The organism is Streptomyces sp. NPDC048002 (genome assembly GCF_040653275.1).
GTDB lineage: Bacteria > Actinomycetota > Actinomycetes > Streptomycetales > Streptomycetaceae > Streptomyces.
The window spans coordinates 65,922-83,084 of the sequence record NZ_JBEZNL010000004.1; the positions used below are offsets into that span (position 1 = coordinate 65,922).

Consider the following 17,163-nt stretch of genomic DNA (forward strand, 5'->3'; position numbering starts at 1 on the left):
GGGGCGCTGTCTCACGCGGTGTACCGGGTGGCCCGGGCGGCGAGGCCGCGCAGGGCGCGGTCCGCGGCGGGCGGGAGGCCGGCCCGGTCCAGGACACGGAGTACATGATCGTAGCGGGCGGCGATCATCCGCTCCGTCTCCTCGCGCGCCCCCGTCACCCGCAGGATGTCCCGGATCTCAGCCGCCTCGTCTTCCCCCAGGTCGGCGCGGCCCACGAGTCGGCACAGCCGCTCCCGCCGGACCGGATCGGCCGACCGGAGTCCCAGCGCGAGCAGAACGGTCCGCTTGCCCTCGCGCAGATCCCCGAGCCCCGGGGCGCAGGCGTGGTCCGGGCTGCCGAAGACGTCCAGCAGGTCGTCCCTCAGCTGGAACGCCTCTCCCAGCGGCACGCCGAGCCCGGTGAACGTGTCCGTCACGGTCTCGCCCGCGCCCGCGACGGCGGCTCCCAGTCGCAGGGGGCGTTCGATCGTGGCGGTGGCGGTCTTGTGCCGGACGATGCGCAGGGCCGCCTCGACGTCGTCGGCGCCCCGGCCCGTCCCCATGACGTCCAGGTACTGGCCGTACATCACCTCCTCCAGCATGGCGTCGTACAGGGCGTGCACCCGCCCGCGCCGGCCCGCCGCGAGCGGGGTGGTGTGCAGCAGTTCCTGTGCCCACATCAGCGCGAGGTTGCCGACGAGCAGTGCGCCGCCCGCGCCCAGCCGTTCGGCCCGCTCGTCCCGGCCCAGGCGGGCCCGCATCGCGCGGTGCACGGCGGGACGGCCTCGGCGGCTGGGCGAGTCGTCCATGATGTCGTCGTGGATGAGGGCGAAGACCACGAACAGTTCCAGGGACGCCGCCACCCGCAGGACGGAGGACGTGTCCCCGTGTCCGCCGGCCGCGTGCCAGCCCACCACGCACAGCAGGGCCCGGATGCGCTTCCCGCCCGCCGCCAGGAAGTCCCGCACGGTCCGCACGACCTCCGGCGGGTGCCCCCGGTCGGCCGCCGCTCCGGCCTTCTCGGCGAGGAACTCCTCCAGTACCGCGTCCACCTGGCGTCGCAGCGTGCCCAGGTCGATCGCCGGGACGTCGACGACACTCACCGTCACCGGACCACCGCTTCCTTGATCTGCATGATCCTCTCAACGACCCGGAGCGCCGAAGAGCACGCGGGAGCGCCGGGCGGTCGTCCGCCCTCACGTGCACAACGACACCCGCGGCGACGTGGGCAGGAAGCGGCGCCACTCCGCCGCGCTGAGCGGGTCGCCCCGGGCGGCGCACAGGCGCCGGGCGATGAGGTCGGTGTCGGTGCTCCACAGCCGTACGGTGTGGTCCTCGCCGCCGGCGGCGAGCGTCCGGCCGTCGGGGCTGAACGCGACCGCGTAGACGTGGCCGGTCGCCGCGGTGAGGACGGCCTGGAGACCGGGGCGGTGGGGGCGGGTGACACCGAAGAGCCACACCGTGGAGTCGGTGCTGCCCGCGGCGAGGGTCCGGCCGTCCGGACTGAAGGCCACCGAGTAGACGTAGCTGGTGAACCCCGTGAGGTCGGGTCCCACTCGTACGGGACGGTTCGGATCGTCGAGGGACCACAGGCGAACGGTGCGGTCGGCGCTTCCCGCGGCCAGGAGCCCGCCGTCCGGGCTGAAGGCGACCGACCAGACGTAGCCGGTGGGCCCGCGGAGCGTCACCGAGGGGCGGGTTGCCGCACCGTCGACGGCCCAGATCCGGACGGCGCGGTCGATGCTGCCCGCCGCCAGGTGCCGTCCGTCGGGGCTGAAGGCCACGGACAGGACGGCGTCCGTGGCGCCCTCGTACGTCCGCAGGGCCACCGCACGGTCCTCGCCCCGCACGTCCCACAGCCGCACCGTGGCGTCGTCCGCGCCGGTGGCCAGCACGGTTCCGGTGGCGTTGAAGACGAGGGACTGCACCGAGCCGGTCGCGGCCGCGCGGAAGGGGGAGCCGCGCAGCCGCAGGGTGCCGTCGGCGGCGACGGAGAAGAGCTGGATACGGCCGTTGCCGTAGCCGACGGCGAGCAGCGAGGTGCCGGGGGAGAACGCCACGGACTGGACGAACGTGTCGCCGCCGGGTTTCCACGAGGTCCCCACGCGCTCGTGACGGGCCAGGTCCCACAGGTGCAGTTCGAGGGTGCCGACGGCGAGGAAGCGGCTGTCCGGGCTGTAGGCGAGGGCGTTGACCCCCTGGGCGCTGGTCAGGACCGGGGAGGGGAGGTTCCACAGCCGTACGGTGCCGTCCGAGCAGCCGGTCACCAGGGTCTTCCGGTCGATCCAGGTGAGGGAGGTGACGGCCCCGGGGTGGGGCAGGGTGCCGGAGACGTAGCCGGCGTCCAGGTCCCACAGCCGGACCGCGTCGTCGCTGCCGCCGATGGCCAGGGTGTCCCCGCCGGGGCTGAAGCCGACGGCGTTGATCCAACTGGTGGCCTTGTCACCGGCGTCGCGGGGCCGGCGCGGGGCCTCGGGCCGGGAGATGTCCCAGACGCGGGTGGTGCGGTCCTGGCTGCCCACCGCGAGCCGTCGGCCGTCCGGGCTGAAGCCCACGGCCAGGGCCGCCTCGTCGAAGGCGTCGAGGGTGGTCAGCGGACGTACGGTTCCGGACCCGCGGACGCGCCACAGCCGGGCCTGCCCGTCGAGCCCGGCGGCGGCCACCAGAGTCCCGTCGGGGCTGAAGGCGACGGACTGGAGAAAGCCGGTACTGCCCCGCAGCACGGCCGGGTCCGCGGTGGGCACCGCCCGCGCGTCCGGCCACACCCGGACGACCCGGTCGGCGCCGGCGGCGGCCAGGGCCCGGCCGTCGGGGGCGAAGGCGAGCGAGTAGACGGTGGCGTCGGGGGAGGAACGCAGGGCCGGCAACGGCCGGGGATGCCGGGCGTCGGCGACGTCCCAGCGGCGCAGCAGTCCCATGCCCCCGCCGGCCACGAGCGTGCGTCCGTCGGGGCTCAGGGCGACGGCGAACACCGCCAGTTCGGACGAGACCCGCACGGTCGCCAGATGGCGGGGCCGGGCCCGGTCGGCGATGCTCCACAGCCGCACGGTGCCGTCCGAGGACCCCGCGGCGAGCAAGGTGTTCGCCCGGTCGACCGTCACGGACTGCACCAGACCGGTGAACCCGGTGATCCGGGCGGCCGTCGGAGCGGCGGACGAGTCCATGAGCGCGGCGCGCGCCTCGTGGGTCGGGGCGGTGCGGTACGCCGCGAGCGCCAACTGGGCGCTGACGGAGAGATCGTGGGTGCCGATACGGTCGGCCTCCGCGGCCAGGGCGCGTGAGACGGCCTCGGTGCGGGCGCGTTCGGCGCGGTCACGCTGGTGACGTGCGTACAGGGACAGGCCGCAGGCGATCAGGAGCAGGGCCAGGGCCGCGCTCAGGGCCTGGGCGAGGCGGCGCGTGCGCTGCCGCGCCATGCGCCGTTCCGTCTCCTCCAGCCGGGTCGAGGCGTCCAGACAGGCGTGTTCGGTGGTGTTGAGCGCCGCCCGGCCCGCCCGGTCCTCGGCCCACTCACGGGTGACGGCGAGCGCGGTGCCGCGCAGCAGTTGCCCGGGGTCCCGGCCGGACTCCTCCCAGCCGCGTGCCGCTTCCGTGAGCCGTCGGTGGATCCTCAGCCCGCCGCGGCCCGTGTCGATCCACTCCCGCAGCCGCGGCCACGCCGTCAGCAGCGACTCGTGGGAGATCTCGACGGTGTCCTGGTCCACGGTGATCAGCCGCTGTTCCACGCAGGCGGCGAGCACCGCGACCGGTTCCGCCGCACGGGCACCGCCCGCGGCGTCGACCAGTTCGCTCCTCGCCACGCGCCGCCGGGTCGTCGGCGCGTCGTCGGTGACATGGACCAGACGGAGGAAGATCTGGCGGGCGATCTCCCGCTGGATGTCGGGGAGTTCGGAGAAGACCGCCTCGGCGGTGCGGGCGACCGCGTCGTGGATGCCGCCGCCGGCCCGGTACGCGGCGACGGTGAGGCGACCGCGCTCCGCCCGCTGCCACGTGGCGTGCAGCGCGTGCGACAGCAGGGGCAGGGTGCCGGGCTCGTGGGCGGCCGCGGGGCCGGGGACGGTGTCGGGGGAGCGGGGCGCGAGGTCCCGGAGCAGGAGTTCGACCAGGCCGCTCTCCACCTCCAGCCGGGCCTTGCGGGCGGGCCCGGTGACCGCCTGCCGCATCTCCTCCGTCGACATCGGCCGCATGACGACCTGGTGGTCCTGCAAGGCCCGGGCCAGGGCCGGGTGCAGCAGGGCCTTGGGGTAGAAGTCGGCCCGCAGTCCGATGACCGTGACGACGGGCGGAGCGGTGAGCAGGGCGATGAAGTGGGCGTGTGCGCTGTCGTGCGGTGAGGAGGTGAACAGTTCCTCGAACTGGTCGACCACCACCAGCGGTTCGGGTCCCGCCGCCGCGAGCCGCGCGGTGAGTTCCTCGGCGGGACTCTCGCCCGGCGTCATGAGGATCACCGGACGCGGCGTGTGCGGCTGCCGTGTCGTCGGGAGTGTCCCGTTCCGTACGGCGGGGATCAGCCCGGCGCGCAGCAGCGAGGACTTGCCGGAGCCCGAGGCGCCGACCACCGGGAGCAGTCCGCCGCCCGCCTCCGTGAGCTTCGATAATCGGAAGGTCAGCGCGGCGGTCAGCTCGTCCCGCCCGAAGAACCACTCGGCGTGCTCCTCGTCGAAGACGCGAAGACCCCGGTACGGCGGGACGGCTCCGGCGGGCTGCCGGCCCGGCGTCATCCGCACCCGTACCAGTGCCTCGTGCCACAGCTCCAGCGTGCCGTGGTCCTCCACGCCGCAGGTCCGCAGGATGCCGGTGAGCAGCTCCGGAGCGCGCACGGGCGGGAGATGACGGCCGGAGAAGTAGTCACCGACGGTGCTGGGAGCGAGCCGCACCGAGCGGGCCACGTCCCGGACGGTCCGCCCCGCCCGCTGCCGCAGCACCGTCAACGCGTGGGCGAACTCCGCTACCGAGGTGACTTCCCGCGGATCGGCTCCGCCGTGCGATCCGTGTCCACCCTGTCCCCCCTGTCCTCCCTGACCCTGTGACACGCGCTCTCCTCGGATGTCTCGGATGCGTGGACGCCCGCGCCGTCCGGGCTTGTCCGACCACTGTCCGGGTCGGCACGGGAAGGCGGCAACAGGGTGTCCGGGCCGCCCCGCGACCGCTGTCCTCGGAAGGGGGCCGCGTCCGCACGGCACCGAGGGGAGCCACCGCCGTGCGGACGCGCCACCACTGTCCAGACAGCCGAGCACGAGGCGTCGTCCTCGTGGAAGGAGGAGCACGGCCCATGAGGATTGCGACAGTGCGCCACGCCGGCGATCCCGAGGAACCCGACGACCGGCGCTGACCTCGGCGTCCGCTGCGCGCGGCGCGTCAGTACGCCTTGAGAGCGGACACCTGGCCATCACGGTCGAGAGTGGGCGCCCACTCCTTCAACTGTCCCGGACCCAGGCATTCCGCCAGCCTTGGACCCCGGCGATTGACCGTGCGGTCCAGCCAGTCGAGCACCGCTCGGGCGAGCCGCGGCTGGAGATCGGACACGGCGGCGGGCCATCCCCATCCGCTCACCGGTAGCGGGGTGTCCGGTTCGGGAACGCGCAGCAGCAGCGTCCGGTCCGCCGGACGGTCGCGCAGCGTTTCCTCGATCCTCGCGTACAGACGCAGTTCCCGCTCCACCCAGCCCTCCGGGCCGCCTTCCGAGTCGACCCCGTTGTCCGCCTGCCGCGCCGCCCACCAGTGCAGCATCGCCGTCGCGGGCCGTACGAACACGACGTGCGCGGGCAGGTCCAGCAGGGCACGCAGGGCCCGGTCGTCGCTGTCCCCGGAGCCGCACCCCGGCCCCGCGAACACATAGGGGCGGGCCAGGACGACGGCACGCCAGGGTGAGGAAGTGCGGTGACGCACACTCAGATGCTCGGACGTCTTCAGCCAGCCCTCGACACGTCCCGCGAGCCTCTCCCGGCGCACCGGCACCACGAAGCCGTCCGGTGTGACCTCGGCTCCGGACCTGGGCAGCACGTACTGCATCCCGAGCCCTTCGGCGAGCAGCGCCGCGGCACCGCCGGCGAGCGGTCGCCGGCCGATGACGACGAGGGGCGGGACGGCGGGCCCCGGTGCGGCCGCGTCCACCGCGCGGGCGGACCGTTCCACCGCGGCCAGCCGGTCCTGGACGAGGAGATGACGTGGGCGGTGCCCGTCACGCGGATCCAGCCACAGGCGTGCCCCCGGCCGACCCTGCCAGCTGTACTCCCCGCGCTCCTGGAGCGCCGGGTGGGCCAGCGCCGTCAACTCCAGCCGCGTCGACCAGTAGTCGTGCGCCGGACCCGGCTCCGGGGCTTCGGGTCCGGGCGCCGCGTCCCAGACGCGCTCCCGCCTGAGCAGTTCCACGGCGTCGGTCAGGGGCAGCGGCTTCTCACCGGGCCGCAGCCGGAACTCCGCCACGTCGAGGACGACCGTCGGGTACGCCTCGCCCGACCGCACCGCCGTCAGCTCGGCCGTGAACCTGCGCGCCCCGTGGTCGCTGGAGAGCACGGCCGTGGCCGCCGCGACCGGGGCACGGTCGAACCAGGGGGCCTCCCAGGCGCGCGGCAGCCGCCCGAGCGCCGTGATGCCGTCCCGCAACTGGCCCATCAGGGACGCCACATCGGGGCCGGACACCTCCTCCGCGCGCAGCCAGCCCAGTTCCACGAAGACGTCGGCGACGGAGACGCCCGCCAGCCGGGCCAGCGCCCCCATGAACTCGGGCCCCGGCTTCCGGGTTCCGTTGAGCCAGGAGCGGATGGAAGCCTCCGCCCAGGGCAGTTCGCCCAGGTCCTCCTTCAACGCCCGCACCACGGCGTTGGGTCCCTGGATGTTGCGGTGCCGCAACGCCCTCAGACACGTCTCCACGCCGGGAGGCGTCCTGCCTCCGCTGTCGCTCCTCGCCATGCGCGGCTCCTCCCGTCCACGGGCAACGGCCGCACGGTAGCGGCGAATCGGGGCGTTCCGGCGCCGAATCGGATGATTCCTCCGCGCCGCCCGCCGACCGCGCCGCCCGCCGTCCGCACCGCCCGCCGTCCGCACCGCCCGCCGACCGCACCGCCCGGCGTCCGGGACTCGACGCGCGGCGCGCGGATACCGCATTGCTCGGAACGGATACGCGGACGTCTGTCGCGCGGCCGTCGCCATCCGGTTCAGTCGGGTCCTCAGCGTCGCATCGGACCTTTCTGAAGTGAGGAAACGCGAGTGAACCGCCCGCTCCGACGGCTCCGTCCGGTCCTGCACGACATCCGCCGGGGCCGGCACCTGGAGTCGTACGCCGTCTTCGTCGCCGGCCTCGTCCTCTTCGTCCTCGGGCTGTTCGACCGCGTCGGTACCCAGGTTCTGCTGACCTTCACGGTCGCGGCCCTGGCCCTGTTGGTGTTCAGAACCGCCGCGGTGCCCGGCCGCCCCGCACCCGCGTCCCCGGACGAGGTGCTCCGCGAGAGGCAGGAACTCGGCCCGCTGCGCGACCTGCTGGAACGCGCCGAGGACCTCCGGGTCTACGGGCCGACCGCCATCAACGTCCTGGCCAACGCCGAGGACCTGCGCCGACGCGTCCTCCAGCGCGGCGGCACCGCGCGCTTCGTCGTCCTGCAACCGTCGCCGACCGCCCTCGCCCAGGCGGCCGTTCAGCTCGACGACAACCTCGACCTCGAATCCGCCCTGCGTGGCTCCCTGATCACCCTTCGCCGACTGGCGCGGCACGAGCGCTTCGACTGGCGCGGCCTGCCCTTCAACCCGGGATTCAGCCTGCTGATCGTCAACGGCGACCGCACGGACGGGACCGTGGTGGTGGAGTTCCACGGCTTCGGGGACGACACGATCAACACCCGGATGCACCTCGTGCTGGACCGCCGGACCTCGCCCCACTGGTACGCGTACTGGCTGCGCCGCTTCGAGGCCGTCTGGGAGGCGGCCGAGCCGGAGCCGACCCACCTGCCCGGGCCGGCCGTGGGCGACCCCGACGCGGACGCGGTCGCGCGGTGAGGCCACAGGGCGTCACCGACGCGGTGCGGCACCTGGACGGCCTGTCCCCGGCCGAGGTCCTCGTGTGGTCGGGAGCGGGCGCCTCCGTCGAGGGGCCGTCGAGCCTGCCGACCGGCCCGGAGCTGACCCGGAGGGTCTTCGACACGTTCTTCGAGGATGGGTCGCTGGACCGGGTCATGACGTACCACCAGGTTCTCGGCCTGGGCGCGTACGGCGCGTGCCCGAGGGACGCGGGTCTGCCCGCCGCCCGGCCGCCGCGCCTGGAGACAGCGCTGGAGGCCGCCGTACGGGCCAGGGGCGACACCTCCCCGTCCGTGTTCGCGCTCCTCGACGACGTCAGCAAGGCGGCGCCCAACCGGCTGCACGCCTTCGCCGCCGACCACGTCGCCTCCGGCGGGCGCCATGTCACGGCGAACTTCGACACCTGCGTGGAGCGTGCCCACGAGGAGCGGTACGCCGGCCCCGTCCCCGACCGGGCGGTCCACCACTTCCACGGCTCCTTCCTCGACGGACCCGACGGTGAGCGCCTCGGCGCCACGCTCGGCCGTCTCTCGGCGGGCTTCCCGAAGCGGGAGGCCGCCCGCCTGAGGTGCGAACTGCGCGGCAGCCGGGGCATGGTGGTGGTCGGCTACAGCGGCAGCGACTACTTCGACGTGGACCGGCTCGTGGCCGCGCTGCCCCCGGAGGAACTGCGGGGGCTCCGGGTGCTCTGGATCTCGCACTCCGGTCACGAGCCGCACACCCTGGGCGCCGACGCCGTTCCCCTCCAGGCGCTGCTGCGGGCGGCGGGCGCCGACGTACGCGTGGTGTGCGCGCCCACCGCCGAGGTGCTCGACGCGCTCGCCGACTCCTGGGGTCTGCCCGCGCTGCCGGGACCGGTGCGACGCACCCCGCGTACCCCGCCCCTGAGCGTCACGGACGCCGAGCGGGACCACGCCACCTTCCTGCTGTACCAGTCGCTGGGCCTGCACCGGGAGGTGCGGCGGTTGCTCCGCGAGGGCCGGACCGGCACGGACGACCCCGACGAACTGCGCCGGGCGCGCTCCCGGATCCTGTGGGAAGCCGGCCGGTGGAACACCCTGCGCGGCCTGTGGCGCGGTGCGCCGGCGCGCGGGCCGCACGCGCTGGAACGAGCCGAACGCATCGGCGCCGCCCTGTGGGCGCAAGGACGCCTCCTGCCCGCGTGGTGGTACCTGCGCCGGCACGCCCGGCGGGCCGACGCGGGCAGCAAGGACTCCTTCGCGCTGGAGGAGACCCTCGGACGGGTGGTCGAGCACATGCACCGCACCCCCGATCTGCGCCCCCTCGCCCGCCGCCTGCTCAGCCGTGCGCCGGCGGAACCCGCCGACGCGCCCGTGGAGTTCCGGGCCCTGCACGACGTACGCGACAGCCTCGACGGTCTGCGCCGCGGAGTACCGCGTTCCCAGGCCCACGCACGCGATTCCACCGTCTGGTTCCAGGAGACCAACGACCTCCAGGGCATCCTCAGTTACCGTCACCGGCTCCTGCGCGACGGCTACGACGCCGCCGACCCGGCCCTCACCGACGAGATCCTGCGCGACCGTTACGACGAGTTGACCGCAGCGAACCTCTTCCTCGGGTCGGCCGCCGGAGCGTGGCGCACCGCGCTGCTGCCGGGCGCACACCGCGTCTACAGCGTGCGCGAGTACCTCTTCGCCCTCTTCGCCCTCCAGTACGGCTGGTGGCATCGCTTCCGGCTGCTCGCCTGGTTCCTGCCCCGCAGGGCCCGGCACCGACGCCGCGGATGACCGTCCCCCTGCCTTCACCGACCTGTACGGCCCGACCTCAGCACTCAGGAAGCCAAGACCGTGGACACGACCGGCCGCGCCGCCCGGCGACGCACCGCACCGCACCCCCGCTCACCCCAGGACCCGCTGCCCCCGCACCCGCGGCCCCGCCGCGCACCCCGGCCCGCCCGCTCCTGGTGGCTGCTGCTCGGGGCCGAGACGGCGTCACCGCCGCACGGCTGCTCCACTCCGGAAGGGCCCGCCCTGGACTGCGACGTCCGCAGGATCCGGCCCAGCGACCTGTACTGCCGCACCCACGAGGCGTTTCTGCCGCTGCGGAACGTCCGCAAGCAAGAACACCCGCTCAACCCGGTGGGGTTGCTGCCCCGGCTGCTGGTGGCCGCGCTGGTGTGGACGGCGCAGTTCGGCTCGCCCTGGCCCATATGGGTGCTCGGCCTCCTGCTCGGTGCCGCGGTCCTGCTCCTGCCGCTGCGGCGCTGGGCGGTGACCTCGCGGACGGCCGCGGTCGCCTGGTTCGTCACCTGCGTGCTCGTGGTGGCGCACCACTGGACGAGCCGGCCCGTCGACCGGATCGCGGCGACCACGCTGCTCGTGCTCACCGCGGTCGCCGTGGCCGCGCGGTGCGCGGGGGAGGCGGTGACCGGCGACTCCTCCGGCGACCGGCGCGAGGCGTCCGCGCGGCGCGTGACGGACGCGGTCACTCCCGGCGTGGGATGGGTGCGGGGGACCCGCGCGGCGGGCCCGATCGCGGCGGTCCTCGCCCCCGTTCCCGCGGCACTGCTGTTCCTCGCGGTCGAGCGGCTCGCGCCGGAGGGCCGGCTGGCCCGGCTGCCGGACTGGGCCCGGCACTGGATCGATCTGGCGGCACCCGGCGCGCTGATCGGCGCCCTGCTCGCCACCTGCGTCGCCGGCGCGCTCCAGGGCGCCGGACGCATCGACCGGCGCGTCGTCCCGTTGACCCGACCCGTGCCCAAGCCGCGCCGCCCCGCCTGGGCGCACCCGGGCCGGACCCGCTACAGCACGGGGACCGACGACCTCGCCGCCCGGCTGATCGGCGTCTGCCTGAGCGTCGCGGAGCACACCCTCGACGTGCTGCTCCGCACCGCGGCCTTCGCCGCCGGCGTGCTGCTGGCCTTCGGGCACCTGTGCCTGGCGACGGTACGGGCGGGAGCCGAGTGGCTGTGGCGACAGACCGTCCTCCTCCACCGCCGGGTGGTGCTGAGCCTCGTGATGGCCAAGGACACCCTGGTCGAGGCCGTGCCCGTCGCCTGGGTGAGCACGGGTGCGACGCTGCGCGCGGTGGTTCTCCCGGTCGCCGGTCTCGCGGTCGCCGGGGCAGCGCTGAGTCTGCTGGGGGAGGAGGTGCCCGGCTATCTCACGGACAGTGAACTCTCGTCCCTGTGGCCGCTGTCGGCGTCCGTGGGCTGTGCGCTGCTGGGGCTGACGGCCGCGTGGACCGGCCTGGCCGGACAGCCGGTCGGGGTCTCCCTGGACTCCGCCCGGCGCACCGCGGAGACGGCCCTGCCGCACGCCCTGCTGACGGCGGCCCTGACCGGCTGGGCGATCAGCCTGCCCTCGTTCCTCGGCTTCGGGCGTATCGAACCCGGCTGGCTCACCTTCGCGCTGACCGCGTGGCCGGTCACGCTGGTCACCGTTCACCTTTTCCGCCGCCGGCGGTCCCGTTCAGCAGGGCGGCGACGCTGACGGCGGTCCTCTCCCCGGCCCGCTGCCTGATCAGCCCCTCCTTGGCGGCCGCCCGAAGCCACACCTCCGTGCCGGCCTCGGCGCCGCTCAGCACGCGCGCGGTCACCACCACGGGATTCAGCCCACCGACACCGCCACCGGTGACCACGCGCACCGTCGCCCGACCCTCGCCCTGGCTCTCGCCCTCGCGTTCACCCTCGGTCTCGCTCTCGCCGGATCCGACCGGGACCACCCGGCCCACCCGCCCCAGCACCTCGGAGACATGCCTCAGCGCGTCCTCGAACGGCAGCGGAACGAGCAGATCGACCTCATGGACGTTCTTCCTCATCACCTTGGCCACCATCCGGACCAGGCCACCGCTCGCCCCACCCGTCGCACTGAGAGCGGCAAGCTCCTCCGCCAGGATCCGGTCCTCGCTGCGGTCCTCGCTCCAGTCCATGACCCCCACCTCCATCGTCACCACCCCGACCTCCATCGCCCGACCGTACTGCCCCTCGATAGAATCGCCCACATGATCGAACCGGACCGCGGCGAGGCCGGGCCCGGGATGTGGCGGCGTGACGCGGGCACCGTGGTGGTGCCGCCCGCCGCCCTTCAGGAGCAGGCGGTGGAGCCCTACGCCATCGTCGCCGGGCTGCACGTCCCCCGCGTCGCCACGGAGTGGTCCGCGCACACCCACCGTCGGCACGAACTGGTCTGGGTGCGGGGCGGCACGCTCACCTCCCGGGTCGGCAACCGGATCTTCACGGTGTCCGAGGGGAACGGGCTGTGGATGCCCGCCGGAACCCTCCACGCCGGCCGCGCCACCGCGGGAGCGCGCTTCTACGGCGCCTTCATCGCCCCCGACCGCACCCCCGTGGCCTTCGAGGAGCCGACGGCGATCGCGATGACGCCGTTGCTGGAGTCGCTGCTGACGCATCTGTCCGGCACCGATCTCGATCCCGGTGCCCGGGGCCGGGCGGAGTCGGTGGTGTTCGACGTGCTGCGTCCCTCGGAGCGCCAGTTCGCCCTGCGGGTGCCGGGCGACGCACGGATCGACGTGATCGCCGAGGTCCTGCTGGACGATCCAGCGGATCCGCGTTCGCTGGAGGAGTGGGCGCGGGAACTCGACGTCAGCGACCGCACGCTGACCCGGGCGTTCCGGCAGAGCACGGGTCTGTCCTTCGCGCAGTGGCGTCAAGCGCTGCGTGTGCACCGGGCGTTGATGCTCCTCGCCGAGGGCTTCGACGTCACGACGGTCTCCGCGGTCCTGGGGTACACCCGCCCCAGCACCTTCATCGCCGCCTTCCGTCGGGTCATGGGGACGACTCCCGGCGCCTTCCACGCTCCGGCCGATCCCGTGGAACCGGGTGTCCCGAATCGCGTATCGGCTGTCCCGAACTGCTGATTGTCGACAGCGGAAGCGAAATATAGCCTTCGTCGAGTTAGGCAACCCTTAGTTGATGCTCGGTCGGTGAGAGCCCGTCGAGGACCGGCCCAGGGCTGCCCCAGTCGTGCCCCTTCGACGGTCCGGACCAGAACGATGCCCCTGAGCCCCATCCGCCGCGCCGCCCCCGCCGCGGACGTGCCCGCCCCGACGCGGGCCGCCCTCGCCGGAACCGGCCTGCTGCTGCGTCACGGCGGCCGGCCCGTGGTCCACGGCGTCTCGCTCACCCTCCGGCCCGGCCACGTCACCGCCCTGGTGGGACCGAACGGCAGCGGCAAGTCCACCCTGCTGCGCGCCCTGTGCCGCCTGCACCCGATCGGCGGCGGCCGGGTGACCCTCGACCGCACCGGCGAAGCGGCCTCCGAGCGGGACACGGCGCTGCTCGGCAATCGGGAGTTCGCCCGTGAGGTCACCCTCTTCTCCCAGTCCAGGCCCGCGCCGCAGGGACTGACGGTCCAGGAGGTCACCGCCTTCGGCCGCCACCCCTACCGGCGCGGCTTCGCCGGGCCGTCCGTCGAGGACCGCGAGGCCGTCGAACGCGCCATGGCACTCACCGGAGTCGGCGACATGGCGGACCGGCCGGTCGGCGAACTCTCCGGCGGTGAGATGCAGCGCGTGTGGCTCGCGGCCTGTCTGGCGCAGGACACCGGCGTCGTCCTGCTGGACGAACCGACCAACCACCTGGACCTGCGCTACCAGATCGAGACCCTCGACCTGGTGCGCGACCTCGCGGGACGGCACGGCACCGCGGTCGGGATCGTCCTGCACGACCTCGACCAGGCCGCCCGCGTCGCGGACACGCTCGCCCTGATGGCGTCCGGCCGGATCCACGCGGTCGGACCACCGGCCGCCGTACTCACCGCCGAGAACATCGGCGAGGTCTACGGCATCGAGGTCGAGGTGGACACCAACCCGCGCACCGGACGCCTCCGTATCGACCCCGTCGGACGGCACGACCCGGCCGGCTGACCCCTTCCCGCACTCCGGCGGCACCCCGGCCGCCTCCGCCCACCACACGCCACGGTGTGGCACGTGTCAGCGCACACGCGCCACGCACCGTCCGCGTGCCGGAAAAGCACGCCCACGCGACACACACGCACACCAGAAGAAGGAGAAACCCTCATGAATCGCGTCCACCGCCTCGCGGCGGCAGCCTCCGCGGGACTCATCGTCCTCGCCGCCACCGCCTGCGGCACCACCGACGTCGACGAGGCCACCGGCGCCGCCACCACCAGCGCCTCCCCCGCCTCCGAGGACTGCGCCCAGGACACCACCACCACGTCCACCGGGCCCGTCTCCTTCACCGACGGCGTCGGACGCAAGGTGGAACTCGACCAGCCCGCCCAGCGGATCGCCGTCCTGGAGTGGCAGCAGATCGAGGACGCCCTGACGCTCTGCGTCACCCCCGTCGCGGTCTCCGACCCGAAGGGATACCGCACCTGGACCAGCGCGGAGGAGCTGCCGAGCGGCGTCACCGACATCGGCACCCGCGAGGAGCCCGACCTCGACACCCTCTACGCCGCGAAGCCCGACCTGATCGTCGTGGAGGCCTTCGACGCCGACGACGAGACGATCGCGAAGCTGGAGAAGCGGGGCGTCCCCGTCATGGCCACCAAGGGCGCCGACCCCGAGGACCCGATCGGCAACATGCGCCAGGTCTTCAGCATGATCGGCGAGGCCACCGGCCGCTCCGAGCGCGCGGACCAGGTGCTCAAGGAGTTCGACGACCACCTCGCCCAGGCCAAGCAGCAGGTCACCGACGCCGACCTGCCGACCGACAAGTTCGTCTTCTTCGACGGCTGGCTCGAAGGCGGCAACCTGACGATCCGCCCGTACGGACAGGGCGCCCTGTTCACCGAGATAGGCGAGGAACTCGGCCTCAAGGGGGCGTGGACCGACGCCGTGAACAAGGAGCACGGCGACGGCGGCGTCGACCCCTCCTACGGCCTGGCGCAGACCGACGTCGAGGGACTCACCGCGGTCGGCGACGCCAACCTCTTCTACGCCAACGACGAGGGTGCCGGCGGCTACGTCGAGGCGCTCGGCGAGAACCCGATCTGGAAGTCCCTCCCGGCCGTGAAGGAAGGCCGCGCGCACTCCTTCCCGCCCCAGGTGTGGGGCGCCGGCGGCCCCCGCTCCTGCGAGCAGGCGATCGACGCGTACGTCGACGTGCTCGACCAGAAGTGACCGCGACGCACACCGCGGCGCCCACCGGGGCCGAGCCGCCGCGCACCGGGCGCGGCGGCCGCCTCTCCGGCGCCGCCGCCCTGGCGGCCCTCCTCGCCCTGACCGTCCTGGTGGGCCTGTGGCACCTCACCCAGGGCACCTCGGGCGTCGGCGTCACCGACCTCCTGCGCCACTTCGCCGGAGTGCGGGACGAGTCCGCCGGGGCGACGGTCGGCGACATCCTCACCGGCTCACGGCTGCCGCGCCTCCTGGCGGGCGTGGCAGTGGGGTTCGCCCTCGGCTGCGCCGGCGCGCTGCTCCAGTCCGTCACGCACAACACGCTCGCCTCACCGGACACCCTCGCCGTCACGGCCGGGGCCTACTTCACCCTCTCGCTCGTCGCCGCCCTCGGCCTGACCGTGCCGCTGTGGGCGTCGGGAGCCGTGGCCTTCGCGGGCGGTCTCGCCGCGGCGGTCCTCGTCCTGCTGCTGGCGGGCCGGGCCGCCGGGACCTCGTCCACCCGCCTCGTCCTCGCCGGCTCGGCCATGGCCATGGCCCTGGACGCGGCCACGGGGACGCTCCTCATCCTGTTCCGCGAGAACACCACCGGCCTGTACGCCTGGGGCAGCGGCTCCCTCGCCCAGCTGAACATCGACGCGTCGACGCGGGCCGTCCCGCTCGTGGGCGTGCTGTTGTGCGCGGCGCTGGCGCTGTCGCGGAGGCTGGACGTGATGCGCCTGGGCGACGACGCCGCGACCACGCTCGGCGTGCCGATCCGTACCACCCGGACGGCCGCGGTGCTGTGCGCGGTGCTCCTGACCAGCACGGCGGTGACCCTCGCCGGCCCGATCGGCTTCGTCGGCCTGGCAGCGCCCGTACTGGCCCGGCTGATCGCCGGACGTGTCCACTCCCTGCGCCGCCATGTGTACCAACTCCCCGCCGCGGGCCTGTCCGGGGCGCTGCTCGTGCTCCTCGCGGACGCGGTGCTGCGCGCGGTGCAGGGCGCGGACGGAGCGGCGTCGATCCCCACCGGGGTTCCCACCGCGCTGCTCGGCGCCGTCGTGATCGTCGTCCTCGCGCTGCGCCTGCGCGACACCGGCCACCTGCGGCAACCGCCCGGCGCACAGGTCGCCGTCCGTTCCCGCCGCGCGTTCCTCGCCGTCGCCGTCGGCGCGCTGGTGCTGCTGACGGCGACGGTCGTGGTGGCCGTCCTCGCCGGAAGCCTCTGGCTGCGGACGGGCGACCTCGTGCTGTGGGCGCGCGGCACCGCCCCGCCGCTGATCGGGCAGGCGCTCGACGACCGGGTACCGCGCGTGCTCGCGGCGGTCCTCGCGGGCGCCGCCCTCGGCCTCGCCGGATGCGTCGTGCAGGGCACGGTGCGCAACCCGCTCGCCGAGCCCGGCGTCCTCGGCATCACGGCGGGCGCGGGCCTCGGCGCCACGGTGATCGTGACCTCGGACCTGCCCGGCGGGCGTCCCGTGCTCATCACCGCCGCCGTCGCCACCGGGCTCGCCACCTTCGCCCTGATCGCCCTGCTGGCCTGGCGCGGCGGCTTCCTCCCCGACCGGTTCGTCCTGATCGGCATCGGCTGCGGTTACGGCATCAGCGCCGTCACCACCTTCCTCCTGCTGCGCGCCGACCCGTGGAACACCCCCCGCATCTTCACCTGGCTCTCCGGCACGACGTACGGGCGCACCTTCCCCGACGTCGTTCCGGTCGCGGTGGCCCTGGCGCTGGCCCTTCCGCTGCTGCTGGCCATGCGCGGCAGGCTCGACCTGCTCGCCGTCGACGAGGACACCCCGCGCGTCGTCGGCGTCCGGGTGGAACGCACCCGTTTCGTCGCCCTGTCGATCGCCGCGGTGCTCGCGGCGCTCAGCGTGATCGCCGTCGGTGTCGTCGGCTTCGTGGGGCTGGTCGCCCCACACCTCGCCCGCACCCTGGTTGGGGCCCGGCACGGCCGTGTCATCCCGGTGGCGATGCTGCTCGGCGGGCTCGTCGTGTGCGTGGCCGACGCCCTGGGCCGCACGGTCGTCGCCCCGTCCCAGGTCCCGGCCGGCCTGATGATCGCGCTGGTCGGCGGCCCGTACTTCCTGTGGGTGCTGCGCCGCTCACGGGCATGACCCCGAA

11 protein-coding genes are annotated in these 17,163 nt (G+C 74.3%); 7 read left to right on the forward strand and 4 right to left on the reverse strand.

The window, feature by feature from the left end:
* Positions 1–11 precede the first annotated feature (11 nt).
* From AB0E07_RS07790 to AB0E07_RS07800, 3 genes are all read right to left on the reverse strand, one after another.
* On the reverse strand, positions 12–1,088 hold the full coding sequence (locus AB0E07_RS07790) for a polyprenyl synthetase family protein (protein ID WP_362247443.1): 1,077 nt from the start codon (positions 1,086–1,088) through the stop codon (positions 12–14).
* 87 nt (positions 1,089–1,175) lie between these two features.
* Complete coding sequence (locus AB0E07_RS07795) at positions 1,176–5,012, reverse strand: helix-turn-helix domain-containing protein (protein WP_362247444.1); 3,837 nt, start codon at positions 5,010–5,012, stop codon at positions 1,176–1,178.
* Positions 5,013–5,337: 325 nt separating this feature from the next.
* Entirely contained in the window at positions 5,338–6,891 is a 1,554-nt protein-coding gene (locus tag AB0E07_RS07800; RefSeq protein WP_362247445.1) for a hypothetical protein, read from the reverse strand.
* Positions 6,892–7,188: 297 nt separating this feature from the next.
* Between AB0E07_RS07800 and AB0E07_RS07805 the strand changes: the two genes are divergently transcribed.
* Genes AB0E07_RS07805 through AB0E07_RS07815 form a run of 3 tightly spaced genes read left to right on the forward strand, consistent with a single transcriptional unit; the run spans position 7,189 to position 11,444 of the window.
* Positions 7,189–7,971 carry a hypothetical protein gene (locus AB0E07_RS07805; protein WP_362247446.1) on the forward strand — a complete coding sequence of 261 codons (783 nt, stop codon included), beginning with the start codon at positions 7,189–7,191 and terminating at the stop codon, positions 7,969–7,971.
* A complete protein-coding gene (locus AB0E07_RS07810; RefSeq protein WP_362247447.1) occupies positions 7,968–9,740 on the forward strand; it encodes a hypothetical protein in 1,773 nt (590 codons plus the stop codon). Before AB0E07_RS07805 ends, AB0E07_RS07810 begins: the two co-directional genes overlap by 4 nt.
* Positions 9,741–9,800: 60 nt before the next feature.
* Positions 9,801–11,444, forward strand: a complete 1,644-nt coding sequence (locus AB0E07_RS07815; RefSeq protein WP_362247448.1) for a hypothetical protein — start codon at positions 9,801–9,803, stop codon at positions 11,442–11,444.
* Here the strand turns inward: AB0E07_RS07815 and AB0E07_RS07820 are convergent.
* The gene (locus AB0E07_RS07820) at positions 11,389–11,919 is read right to left on the reverse strand and encodes a hypothetical protein (RefSeq protein WP_362247449.1); all 531 of its coding nucleotides are present in this window, start codon (positions 11,917–11,919) and stop codon (positions 11,389–11,391) included. The genes AB0E07_RS07815 and AB0E07_RS07820 overlap by 56 nt on opposite strands.
* A 36-nt stretch (positions 11,920–11,955) precedes the next feature.
* On the opposite strand from AB0E07_RS07820, the gene AB0E07_RS07825 reads away from it, so the two are divergent.
* The 4 genes from AB0E07_RS07825 to AB0E07_RS07840 all read left to right on the forward strand — a co-directional run bounded on the left by AB0E07_RS07825 (position 11,956) and on the right by AB0E07_RS07840 (position 17,156).
* Positions 11,956–12,831, forward strand: coding sequence for an AraC family transcriptional regulator (locus AB0E07_RS07825; protein ID WP_362247450.1), 876 nt, complete (start codon positions 11,956–11,958; stop codon positions 12,829–12,831).
* Between the two features lie 135 nt (positions 12,832–12,966).
* A complete protein-coding gene (locus AB0E07_RS07830; protein ID WP_362247451.1) occupies positions 12,967–13,839 on the forward strand; it encodes an ABC transporter ATP-binding protein in 873 nt (290 codons plus the stop codon).
* A 153-nt stretch (positions 13,840–13,992) separates the two neighbouring features.
* Complete coding sequence (locus tag AB0E07_RS07835) at positions 13,993–15,057, forward strand: iron-siderophore ABC transporter substrate-binding protein (RefSeq protein WP_362247452.1); 1,065 nt, start codon at positions 13,993–13,995, stop codon at positions 15,055–15,057.
* Positions 15,054–17,156, forward strand: a complete 2,103-nt coding sequence (locus AB0E07_RS07840; RefSeq protein WP_362247453.1) for an iron ABC transporter permease — start codon at positions 15,054–15,056, stop codon at positions 17,154–17,156. The genes AB0E07_RS07835 and AB0E07_RS07840 overlap by 4 nt, the downstream gene beginning before the upstream one ends.
* Positions 17,157–17,163 lie beyond the last annotated feature (7 nt).